Annotated in this window: 8 protein-coding genes and 1 pseudogene; 6 read left to right on the forward strand and 3 right to left on the reverse strand. The window is 71.1% G+C overall.

All coding sequences use genetic code 11. The annotated features are described in order from the left end of the window. Window positions 1-191: 191 nt before the first annotated feature. Window positions 192-1,205, reverse strand: coding sequence for an ArsR family transcriptional regulator (locus KUM38_RS05130; RefSeq protein WP_217128071.1), 1,014 nt, complete (start codon window positions 1,203-1,205; stop codon window positions 192-194). Between the two features lie 300 nt (window positions 1,206-1,505). Here KUM38_RS05130 and KUM38_RS05135 point away from each other — a divergent pair, with 300 nt between their 5' ends. The 3 genes and pseudogenes from KUM38_RS05135 to KUM38_RS05145 form a co-directional block, all read left to right on the forward strand. After that, window positions 1,506-3,002, forward strand: coding sequence for a helix-turn-helix domain-containing protein (locus tag KUM38_RS05135; RefSeq protein WP_217128072.1), 1,497 nt, complete (start codon window positions 1,506-1,508; stop codon window positions 3,000-3,002). A gap of 157 nt (window positions 3,003-3,159) precedes the next feature. Beyond that, window positions 3,160-3,900, forward strand: a complete 741-nt coding sequence (locus KUM38_RS05140) for an FHA domain-containing protein (protein ID WP_217128073.1) — start codon at window positions 3,160-3,162, stop codon at window positions 3,898-3,900. Continuing rightward, window positions 3,897-4,823: pseudogene (locus KUM38_RS05145) on the forward strand (protein kinase); the annotation flags it as partial. The gene KUM38_RS05140 and the pseudogene KUM38_RS05145, both read left to right, overlap by 4 nt. Before the next feature lie 17 nt (window positions 4,824-4,840). On the opposite strand, the gene KUM38_RS05150 reads toward KUM38_RS05145, so the two are convergent. Further along, on the reverse strand, window positions 4,841-5,044 hold the full coding sequence (locus tag KUM38_RS05150) for a DUF397 domain-containing protein (protein ID WP_217128075.1): 204 nt from the start codon (window positions 5,042-5,044) through the stop codon (window positions 4,841-4,843). Beyond that, a complete protein-coding gene (locus KUM38_RS05155; protein WP_217128076.1) occupies window positions 5,022-5,876 on the reverse strand; it encodes a helix-turn-helix transcriptional regulator in 855 nt (284 codons plus the stop codon). Before KUM38_RS05155 ends, KUM38_RS05150 begins: the two co-directional genes overlap by 23 nt. A gap of 122 nt (window positions 5,877-5,998) precedes the next feature. Here KUM38_RS05155 and KUM38_RS05160 point away from each other — a divergent pair, with 122 nt between their 5' ends. The 3 genes from KUM38_RS05160 to KUM38_RS05170 all read left to right on the forward strand — a co-directional run. Further along, entirely contained in the window at window positions 5,999-6,205 is a 207-nt protein-coding gene (locus tag KUM38_RS05160) for a hypothetical protein (protein ID WP_217128077.1), read from the forward strand. Then, window positions 6,202-6,579: an ATP-binding protein gene (locus KUM38_RS05165; protein WP_217128078.1), complete on the forward strand. Its 378-nt coding sequence runs from the start codon at window positions 6,202-6,204 to the stop codon at window positions 6,577-6,579. The genes KUM38_RS05160 and KUM38_RS05165 overlap by 4 nt, the downstream gene beginning before the upstream one ends. 89 nt (window positions 6,580-6,668) lie before the next feature. Next, on the forward strand, window positions 6,669-7,127 hold a 459-nt coding region (locus KUM38_RS05170; protein ID WP_217128079.1), incomplete at its 3' end, for a peptidoglycan-binding protein.

Here is a 7,127-nt window from a genome sequence, read left to right on the forward strand (position 1 = left end):
CGCACCACGGGGCCGTGTCCCGCCACCGGCGGCGGGACACGGTCCCGGTGCGTTTCCGGAGGAGGTGCGGTCCTCCCGGCCGTTGTTCCGCAGGACGAGCCGCACGCCGCTCCGTGCCTCGCCGCTTCCCTCGGCCTGCTCGGGACCGTCCGGACCGTCGGGGTCGATGAGCGTGCGCTCACTCGGTCCGGTCAGTCCAATTTCGGAGAGGAAGTGGCCGCCCGGAGCACTGCCGCACCCGTCGGGGTGAGGGTGTGCAGCACGGACGGCCCGTTCCGGATCGTGGTGATGAGGCCCGCGTCGCGCAGGGCGGTGGCGTGTCTGCTCGCGGCGGACGCCGAGACGCCGGCGGCGCGCGCGATCTCACCGGTCGTCGCACCGGTCGACGCGGCGTGCAGGGCGATCGCCCGAGCGTGCCCGAGCAGGTTGCTCAAGGACCGCCCCGGACCGTCGGCGTCGCCGGGACCGTCCGGCCCGGCCGGTTCGTGGAGCAGCGAGTACCGGAGCACCGGCGGCAGCTCGGGGTCCGCGAAGGCGACCGGCTCCCCCCAGTTGAAGTAGGAGGGGACGAGCGTGATCCCACGGCCGTTCAGGTACAGGTCGCGGTCCGCCGCATGCTGGGGATAACTGACCTCCAGGACGGGAGGACGCCAGCGCATCATCGGCCCGAGGCCGGTGAGCATGCCTTCCACACCTCCGTCCAGCAGCCCACGGCGGCGCACTGCCCGCTCGCCCTCGACGCGGGCCCGTATCCGCTCCTCGTGCGGGACGACGACGGCCTCGCGGTACGCGCGCAGCATCCCCACGAGCTCCCTGCGCTCCTCCAGCCCTGCCAACCGCGCGGCCCACGGAGGCGCTCCGACGGTCCGGTCGAGGATGGTCATCTCCTCCCGGACGCGCCGCGGTGGAGTGGCCAGCAGGGCCTCGACCCCGGAGTCCCAGTCGCCCACGCCCTGGGCCGGCGTCAGGAAGTCCGGGAAGTACGCGGCCCTCGGGTACAGCGGGAGGAGCACGCCGCGTACGAGGCGCTCCAGCCCCTGTCCCCGGATCCGCTCCCGCGCCGTGCGGTACCACGCGGCATGGGCCCAGCGCCCCTTCCGGGTCTGCAACCGGTGCAGGCTGGCAGCGACTTCCCAGAGGGGCTCCGGGGCTGCGGCGATCTTGGTTCTGCCCAGGTCGGCGTCGCTGAAATGGATGCGGAGCATCTCGTTCCTCCCCTGTGGGCTGAGCTTTTGCTCTGCAGCGCAATGCCTTGGCGGGACATCGTCGGCTGGGCGATCGTAGGAGTCGGGAATCAACGGGCCCTATACGAGGGCTCAACAAGCTCGCCGAAGGGTTTCCGACGGAGTTCCGACGGAGTGCGGAGCATCGCGTTCTCCCTCACGGGGCCCGGCTTCCGCCCTCAGCCGTGACGGCACGGCCCGGCCCCGCCGTCTCGCGACGGTCACCGGAGACACGGATCGACACGGAAACGAGCGGGGGGGGGGAACAGGTGGAGGAGAGCTGTGCCGACACCTCAGGTACTCGATGAGTTGCTGCGTCGGCTGAGGCTGCGCGGCGGGCAGGACGCCGCCTGCGAACTGCAGGCGCTGATCGACTGGTTGGGCCGGCAGATCGGCGCGGAGGTCGCGCTGGTCGACCGTACGGGCGAGGTGGACCTGTCCACCGCCCGGTTCGCACCGGACGTCCTCGCCGGCGTCCGGCCGGTGCTGACGCAGTTGTCCGGTGGACGCCTGGCCGCCGCGGCTTCGCAGGTCGGCGCGGTCCATGTGCGGTGCGAGGCACTGGGACGGCAGGTGCCGCGTCCGGTGCTGGCGGTGGTCAGCCCGTCACCCCTGACACGGGCGTCGATGACGCTGGTGTCCCATGTCGGCACCCTGGCCGAGATGGCGCGACGCGCCCGGCAGGCCGACGACCTCGCGTCCCGGCATCGACAGGCCGCGGCACAGCTGCGCCTGGCGGTCTTCATGGCCCTGATGACCGGAGAACCGACGCTGGCCCGCAGGATGACGACCGGTGCCGTTCCGCCGTTGCTCGACGCGGAACGCCTGCGCGTCCACCTGCTGCGCTGTCCGTCCCCGGACCGCGGCAGGCTCATCGACGCCCACCAGGACGCGTCCGGGTACCACGGTCGCGGCCTGATGGTGCGTTGCCCCGTCTACGACGACCACCTCATCTGTCTGCTGCCCACGGACGACGATGACGACAGCACCGGCGACGGCCTGGCCGCACCCTTGCGGGAGCTGGTACGCGACAACCCTCACTACGCGCTGGGAATCAGCGCGCCCGTGCCCTTGCCGGCCACCGCACGAGCTTACGACCAGGCCCGCCACGCCCTGGCCGTCGCCCGTCACACGCCCGAACGGGTCGTCGACCACCACGGCAGACCGCCGCTCGCCGGTCTGCTCCCCCGTCGGCAGGCCCTGGCCTGGGCCCGGGCGTTCCTGAAGCCGATCAGGGAAGCCCCCCGGCTCACCGTCGACATCACCAGCCTTGCCCTGAACTTTCCCCGCTCGGGTGTGGCGCGGCTGCTCGGCGTCAGCCGCAACACCGTCACCGCCCACCTCACACGGGTCCAGGACGCCCTCGGCCTCGACCTGCACGACCCCCACAGCCGCGCCGATCTCGCCCTGGCCTTGGCGATCACCGGCCTCCCGCTGCCCCACGGCGACACCGTGGCCGTACCCTCGCCGCCCCCTTCGACGGACCGTCTGCTGTCCACCGAGGCAGCCATCACCTGGGCCCACGCCTTCCTCAAGCCCTTGCTGCTCGGCACCGACGGCACCGTGCACCGGACCCTGCGCGCCTGGATCGAGGCCGGCGCCGACGCCCAGCGGACGGCCCGCGGCCTCGGCATCAGCCGCACCACCGTCCGCGCCCATCTGTGCACCGCCGAACAGCTCCTGCAACGCAGCCTCTTGACCCCGGGCCCCGGCACCCACGAACTGGCCCACGCGTTCCGCATCGCGGACCGTGCACCGTGGACAGTGGCACCCCCGTGACTGCGCACCGTGCGCATTGGCGGCCGCCCACAGCACTCCTACAGTCAGAACGGCCTGGATCCGCCGCCTCTCGACGACCATCGAAAGGCGGATCAACCCGGAAGGGCCCGGTTTCAGGTGGTGTGACCGTAATGGATCCGACAGGGGGAACGAATCCATGTACAGCGTCATCGTCGTGCCGCCGGCCTGCGCGAGACCGGCCGGCCAGATCAGGATCGCCACGGGTGAGCGGCTCGCCTTCGGCCGGGGCGAGAAGGCCCACGGCCTCACCATCGCGCACGAGGGGGTGCCCCGGATCGCCGGGGAGATCACCGCGCACCGGAACTTCTGGCTGCTGAACAACCACAGCGAGGACCAGACGTACGTCGTCGAGAACCCGGAGGGCGCCGGCGAGCACATCAAGGTCGCGCCGGGCCGCATGGACGCACCGGTGCCGTTCGAGTTCGCCCGTGTCGTCCTGCCCGCCGCGGGAGACCTGCTGACCTTCGACGTCTGGGCGCCGCGACACACCTTCCGCAGCGCCACCCGGCACGAAGTCCCCGGCGCTCTCACCACTCCGGCGTTCACGCTCGACCGCACCAGGCGGTACTTCGCGGTGCTGGCCGCCCTGTGTGAACCCCGCCTGCGCGGCGAACCGCACGCCCCCCTGCCGACCGTCGAGCAACTCGTCGAGCGGCTGGCCCCGGTCTGGCCGACGGTCAGCCGCTCCACCGTCTACTGGAACATCGACTACCTCGCACTCAAGCTGCGGCTGCGACCGAGCCCCGACACGGCGCAGCCGGGTCAGCGCCTGAGCGGCAAGAAGGAGTCCCTCGTGTCGCTGGCACTCCGCTTCGACCTGGTCGGCGAGGACGACCTCGTCGTGCTCGCCGCGCCCATGAGCACGGTGCGGGTGTGACCGGCGGCCGGCCGCACACCGTCGCCGTCCCGAGGGGTTACCGGATCGGGCGCTGGGAGGTCGGCGAGCCCCTGGGCTCGGGTGCGTTCGCCACCGTCCACGCCGGACGGCTCGTCGGAGAGGGCCCGGCGGAACTCCCCCGCCGGGCGGCGTTGAAAGTCCTGCCCACCGGCACCCGCACCCGTCGCCGGCGACATCACGTGCGTGAACTGGCCGAGCGTGAAGTCGACTTCCTCAGCCGACTCCACTCGCCACGGCTGGTCCGGATGTACGAAACCCTCACCGTGGACGACCCGGACCACCCGGAGCTCGACGGTGCCACCGTGCTCGTACTGGAACGGGCCGAGCGGTCACTGGACGTCGTACCGCATCCGGTCCCGTCGCCCGGTGCCGTGCTCACGCAGATCTGCGAGGGGCTGGCGCACGTGCACCGGGCGGGGTGGGTGCACGGTGATCTGAAGCCGGCCAACGTGCTGCTGATGGCGGACGGTTCGGTACGGCTCGCCGACTTCCACACGGCCGCCGAGCTGGAGGGCACCCACGCCTACGCCCCCGCGTTCGCCACCCCGGACTACACCCCGCCCGAACTCCTCTGGCCGGAGACCGACGCGCGGGGCACCCTGATCCGCCCCACCGCCGACACCTGGGCCTTCGGCATGCTGGCCCACGTCGTCCTCGCGGGTTCGTTCCCGCTGCCGGGCGACACCACGGAGGCGCGCAACGACGCGGCGATGCGCTACGCCCGTGGCGCGGAGGAGCTGCGGCTCTCCCCCGGACTCCCCGAGGACTGGCGGGAGATCGTACGGGACTGTCTGGCCCCCTCCCACGAGGACCGGGCCACGGACACGGCGGCGCTGCTGCGTCGCGTGGAGCGGGCCGCGGGCACCTCGCGCCCACCCCGGTGGAAACCCCGGCGGCGGCGCGCCCTGCGCAAGGTGGGCTAGTTCACGAGGGAGGCGATGAAGCGGTTCCAGGCGTCCGCCGCGAAGAGCAGGGCAGGGCCCTGGGGGTTCTTGGAGTCGCGGACGGGGGTGAGGCCGGGGAGGCCGACGGCGACTTCGACGCAGTCGCCGCCGGTGTCGTTGCTGTGGCTGCTCTTGCGCCAAGCGACAGAGCCCAGGTCAATCGCCGTGCTGCGCTTCATTTCTATAGGTCCTCGCTGCGTCGTCCATCAAGCTCAGAGACGCCTCGGGTGACAGCGCGACGGCCCTGAGCAAATCGTATCTACGACGGTACTGCTGAACATGGGCCGGATAGTCGACGATCTGCCCGGTGAAATCTCCCTCCGTGTACACCAGTGGCGGGGCGTCGGCGAAGGTCATGATCTTGGCCATGCCTTGGCCGAGCGGGTGCCAGAAGGTCGTTTCCGGCACGATCTGAAGAACGCTCCGTGTGGACCGGGCCACGTCGAGGATGTGCTCCACCTGCTCGGCCATCACCGCTGGGGGAAGCGGCGTTCGCCGGATGGCCGACTCGCTCAGGATCCCCCAGTAGGTGGGCCGGTCCTCGCGTTTCCACAACTCCGCACGCGCCAACCGTGCGCGGACACGCTCCTCGACCGCCTCCGGTGACGCTTCCGGATCCCCGTACCGAATTCGGCCCCGGTAGTACGCACCGGTCTGCAGAAGCCCCGGAATGCCTCCGGGCGCCCACTCCTCCAGTGTCTGCGCCTGCTTCTCCAGGTCCGGGACGTCGGCGTAGAACCAAGCGTGCCCCACCTGCCGCGCCTTGGCCGCGTCTTCACACCGCCGCTGGAAGAATCCGTCCGTCCCCAGCCGCTCATCGACGTGCTTGGCCAGATCGATCGGCATCCGCCGCTCCCCCCGCTCGATCTGGCTCAGGAACGACAGGCCCCGGAAACTGTCCCTCGCCAACTGCTCCAGCGTCAGCCCCGCCTGCTCCCGCTTGTAGCGCAACTCGGCGCCGTAGAAGCAGGGGACGCTGGTCGACGCGTCGGGGTCCTTGCGTGCGGGCACGACCCACCACCTCCGTTTGCCGGTTGCCGTGCGCAATCCGAAGGCCTTTCACGGTACGCCGCTCGACGCCACTCTGTGAGCGATTCATCACGGAACGCACAGGCCGCAGAAAGGCGCACGGCATGCACCACTCCGACGACACGGAAACCTGTGTCGAACAACTCCGCACCGCACTGAAGGCGCACGGCATCACGCTCCCCTCCCTCGCCGTGGACCTGCCGACCTTCGCAGGCGCGTACGCCGCACCGCCGCTCATCGCGCTCGGCAACTGCAACACGGTCACCGCCCGTGCCCTGACCGCCGCCCTGCGCAAGGCGGCCGGCCGATGACCGAACCGCTCACGCTCGAACTGCTCGCGCTCCCCAAGGCCGTACCCGAGGTTCGCCGGACGGTCCGCGAACACCTCGGCGCACCCTGCCCCGAGGTCCAGCTCTGCGTCAGCGAGCTGCTGACCAATGTGATCGACCACGTCGGCGAGGGCACGCCGGTGACCCTCCGTCTGATCCGCACGGCGGACGGCCGTACCCGCGTGGAACTCACCGATTCCGACCCGCACGCCTGGCTCATCGCGCGCCACCCCGACGAGGACGACGAGACCGGCCGCGGCCTGCTGCTGCTCGACGCGCTCGCACAGCGCTGGGGTGTGTGGCTGACACCGGCAGGCAAGACAGTGTGGTGCGAGCTCCCGGAAGACGCACCCTGAAACTCTTCAGGTACCCCCGATCGCTCGCCCCGCCCAGCATGGTCACGGCGAAACGCCAGCACCACCGAACCAACGGGGAAGGAACCTCCATGTACCTCCGTACGACACGCGCTCGCCTGGGCGCCGCCGCCGTCGCCGCGCTCGCCGCCGGCGCTCTGGCCGTGGGCGCCTCGCCCGCCTCCGCCTCGGCCTCCGGCGGATACGTCAGCGGCGCCGATACGTACACCGACGACTTCGGCGACGAGGGCGTCCTGTCCACGTCCTCGTACAGCAGCTCGAACGCCACCTGCCTGTGGCAGATCATCCTCCTGGCGGAGGGTGCCAACGAGTCGGACGGCACCGACTTCGACATGTCGGACATCGACGGCCACTTCGGCTCCAACACGCAGCACGCCACCAAGCGGCTGCAGGTGAGCTGGGGACTCGCCGACTCGTTCAGCGACGCGGACGGCAAGGTCGGCCCGAACACCTTCGGCTACGCCGACAGCAAGCTGCGCTATCTGGGAGGCAGCACGGCCTCGGGCGGGAACCTGCACGTCCGCTACCAG

It is taken from the genome of Streptomyces sp. AC558_RSS880 (assembly GCF_019049255.1).
Classification (GTDB): Bacteria; Actinomycetota; Actinomycetes; order Streptomycetales; family Streptomycetaceae; genus Streptomyces.

Excerpts from the sequence above, each read along its gene's own strand:
- KUM38_RS05130 (WP_217128071.1), bottom strand. The coding sequence starts at position 1,205 with ATGCTCCGCATCCATTTCAGCGACGCCGACCTGGGCAGAACCAAGATC.
- KUM38_RS05140 (WP_217128073.1), top strand. The coding sequence starts at position 3,160 with ATGTACAGCGTCATCGTCGTGCCGCCGGCCTGCGCGAGACCGGCCGGC.
- KUM38_RS05150 (WP_217128075.1), bottom strand. The coding sequence starts at position 5,044 with ATGAAGCGCAGCACGGCGATTGACCTGGGCTCTGTCGCTTGGCGCAAG.
- KUM38_RS05160 (WP_217128077.1), top strand. The coding sequence starts at position 5,999 with ATGCACCACTCCGACGACACGGAAACCTGTGTCGAACAACTCCGCACC.
- KUM38_RS05165 (WP_217128078.1), top strand. The coding sequence starts at position 6,202 with ATGACCGAACCGCTCACGCTCGAACTGCTCGCGCTCCCCAAGGCCGTA.